The 3134-nt window shown below is 64.1% G+C and carries 4 protein-coding genes; 2 read left to right on the forward strand and 2 right to left on the reverse strand.

What is annotated here, in order from left to right:
* On the forward strand, positions 1 to 666 hold a 666-nt coding region (locus tag SH809_09990), incomplete at its 5' end, for a hypothetical protein (protein MDZ4700023.1).
* 81 nt (positions 667 to 747) lie between these two features.
* A complete protein-coding gene (locus SH809_09995; protein ID MDZ4700024.1) occupies positions 748 to 2214 on the forward strand; it encodes a Xaa-Pro peptidase family protein in 1467 nt (488 codons plus the stop codon).
* 6 nt (positions 2215 to 2220) lie between these two features.
* Here SH809_09995 and SH809_10000 read toward each other — a convergent pair whose 3' ends face one another.
* Positions 2221 to 2757, reverse strand: coding sequence for a TIGR00730 family Rossman fold protein (locus SH809_10000; GenBank protein MDZ4700025.1), 537 nt, complete (start codon positions 2755 to 2757; stop codon positions 2221 to 2223).
* Positions 2757 to 3134 (reverse strand): ABC transporter substrate-binding protein (locus SH809_10005; GenBank protein ID MDZ4700026.1); only part of this gene is annotated, 378 nt, incomplete at its 5' end. The genes SH809_10000 and SH809_10005, both read right to left, overlap by 1 nt.

Raw genomic sequence — 3134 nt, forward strand, 5'->3', positions numbered from 1 at the left:
ACGGCGACGGGCCTGGAGCGGGCGGACTTCTTCTTCGGCGGCCCGAAAGGCATCGCGGTAGCATTCGACTTTTTGTTTGACCGCCGGCGCCGCACCATGCGCCGCTTCGGCCTCAGCCACCTGCCCCGGGTCCAGGCCGGCATGATCTACAGTCAGGACCGCGACCTCACGCGGGAGGTGTGCGAACAGGCCTCCCGGTTTCTGAGCCGCCGCCACGAAACGCACTTCCGGAGCCGGCTGAACGAAGGGCGCACGGAAGAGTCGTGCGAATGGAGCCTCGCCATCGCGATGAGTCAGATGCGCCTCCACGTATTCCCCTGGCTGCAGGGCCACAACAGCCCGCAACTCGACTACATCGAGGGCATGACTACCTACGAAGGCGACTTCGAGCAGGTCGTGTGCCGCTACTACACGGATCGCTTCGTGTACATGATGCGCAGCATCGCCAACCAGCCCCTGCGCAATCTTCTGCTTGGAATGTTCTCGTCGTTCCCCGGCCGGGGCGACTTCCTCGAGGTGACGCCGTTTGTGCTCCACTTCGGGTGGCTGCACTACAAGCCGCGCTTCCGCGAGTTCTCCGTCCGCACCTGGGCCCGGCTCACGCAGCCGCAGGCACCGTCGGATACGCCGGAGATCGCGACGGAAGTGGCCGCGCAGGCTGAATAAGCGCCGCCGGCGGGTGGCTGGGGTTGATCCAGATCGTCGTAGTGAGTAGACTCTCGGTACACCATCGCCGGATCCAGCCCTATGCGTCGCTTCGTCTTCCTCTTCCTTCTAGGCGTGCTCGCCTTTTCCCCGCTCACCACGGCCCAGAACGTCCCGTTGTTCACGGAGGACTTCCCGCCCGAGGAATTCAACGCCCGGCGCGAGGCGATATACGATGCCATCGGGCCGGACGCCATCGCCCTCCTCCAGGGCGCCCCCAGCCCTCGCGGCTACACGCGCTTCCGCCAGACGAACGAGTTCTACTACCTGACCGGGGTCGAGGCGCCGCATGCGCTCGTCGTTCTGGACGGCTCGACCCGTTCCGCCTCGATCTACTTGCCGCACCGTCATGAGCGCAGGGAAGCGGGTGAGGGGAAGATGCTCTCGGCCGAAGACGCCGCGTTTATGAGAGACGAGCTGGGTTTTGCCGACACCTACGGCCCCGAGTTGCTCGCCGAGCACCTGGTGCGCTTCACACGCCGCGGGATGACCGTTTTCACGCCATTCAGTCCGGCCGAAGGCCTGGCCGAAAGCCGCGACCTCGGGTTGCGCGTAAACGCGGACATCGCCTCGGACCCCTGGGACGGACGGCCCTCGCGTGAGGCCAACTTCATAGACCTCCTCGAAACGCGTTTCACGGGGATCGTCCTGGCGGACCTCACGCCGGCGCTCGATGCCCTGCGGCTCATCAAAAGCGAGCGTGAACTGGCTCTCATTCGGAAGGCCACCCGGCTGTCAGGTCTCTCGCTGATGGAGGCGATGCGGTCCACCGTTCCGGGCATCAAAGAACAGGAGCTCGACGCGGTCGCCCGGTTTATCTACCATCGCCACGGCGCCCAGGGCGATGCCTACTACGCGCTCGTCGCCACCGGCACCAACGCCTTTTTCCCGCACTACCACAAGGGCAAGAGCACCCTCAAGGACGGCGAGCTGATCCTGATGGATTATGCGCCTGACGTCGGATACTACATGAGCGACGTCACGCGGATGTGGCCGGTGAACGGGCGGTTCAACAGGACGCAGCGCGAGCTGTACGGGTTCTACCTGGCCTGTTACAGCGCCATTCTCAAACACATCCGTCCAAACGCCACGCCGGCGCAGATCCGCCGGGACGCCGTGGTGGACATGGAGGCCGCCTTGGCCGCAGCGACCTTCAGCCAACCCAACCACCGCGCCGCCGCCGCCGCGTTTGTTGACAGCTACCGGGCCGCCAGCCAGGGCGAAAACGGCCGCCTGGGGCACTGGGTGGGGATGGCGACGCACGACGTGGGGGATTATTACGGCCCGCTCAAGCCCGGAATGGTGTTTACGATCGAGCCGGCGCTTCGCGTACCGGAAGAGATGATCTACATCCGCCTGGAGGACCTGATCATCATCACCGAAACGGGGGCCGAAATCGTGTCCGATTTTGTCCCGATGGACATCCCGGGCGTCGAACGGCTAATGGAGGAATCCGGACTGCTGCAGGACTCGGCGAAGGAGCTGGACGCGGCATTGATGCAGAACTGAGCCGAATCAAGTCAGCAACGCGATGGCTTCCGAGGCGCCGGGGGCCACGTGGAACAGGCTGAAGAACTGTTCGCGCAGGAAACGTTCGCCATGGAGGTGCTCGAACAGACGCATGAGTGGATCGTAGATGCCGGCGGTGTTGATCAGGATGATCGGCTTCGCGTGGTAGCCGAGTTGTTTGAGGGTGAGGACCTCCAGAAACTCCTCGAGCGTGCCAAGGCCGCCTGGCAGCACAATGAAGGCGTCCGAGTAGTCGCGCAGCATCGTTTTCCGCTCCGCCATGGTATCGGTCATGATGAGCTCGTCGGCGATTTCGTAGGCGATGCCCTCGCCCTCGCGCAGGGAGCGCGGCAGGATACCCACGACCGTCCCGTTTGCCGCGTGCGCCGATCGCGCCAGAACGCCCATCAACCCCACGTCTCCGCCGCCATACACCAGGCGGTACCCTTTCATCGCCAGCTCGTGACCCAGGTCTCGCGCCACGTCCACAAACGCCGGTTGGACGAGGTTACTCGACGAGCAGAAGACGCATACGGATGCCATCAGGTCGCCGGCTTAAACCGTTCGAACGCGTAGGCCGCGTACGCATTTTCGGACGTCGCGAACCACCGGTACGAGCTCTCCCTGAACTGCTTGAAAGCGCCGTATACTTTGCCATACCCTGGCTCCGCGGCCGCCTGCGATTCCATGATTTCGAAAGCCGTGCGTTCGGCGACCGCCATGATGTCATCCGAGAAACGGCGCATCGAGACCCCATCGGCAAGGAGGCGCTGGAGCGCCGGCGGGTTTTTGGCGTCGTAGCTGGCCAGCATCGAGATCGAGGCCGCGGCCGCGGCCGTCGAGATTGCCTCCTGGTACGAGGAGGGGAGTTGCGCGTAGGCGTCTTTATTGACATAGATTGAGAGCCCTGGTCCGGGCTC

This window comes from Rhodothermales bacterium (genome assembly GCA_034439735.1).
GTDB lineage: Bacteria > Bacteroidota > Rhodothermia > Rhodothermales > JAHQVL01 > JAWKNW01.

Bases quoted from the DNA above. Each gene is read 5' to 3' on its own strand.
- SH809_09995 (MDZ4700024.1), top strand. From the start codon at position 748: ATGCGTCGCTTCGTCTTCCTCTTCCTTCTAGGCGTGCTCGCCTTTTCC.
- SH809_10000 (MDZ4700025.1), bottom strand. From the start codon at position 2,757: ATGGCATCCGTATGCGTCTTCTGCTCGTCGAGTAACCTCGTCCAACCG.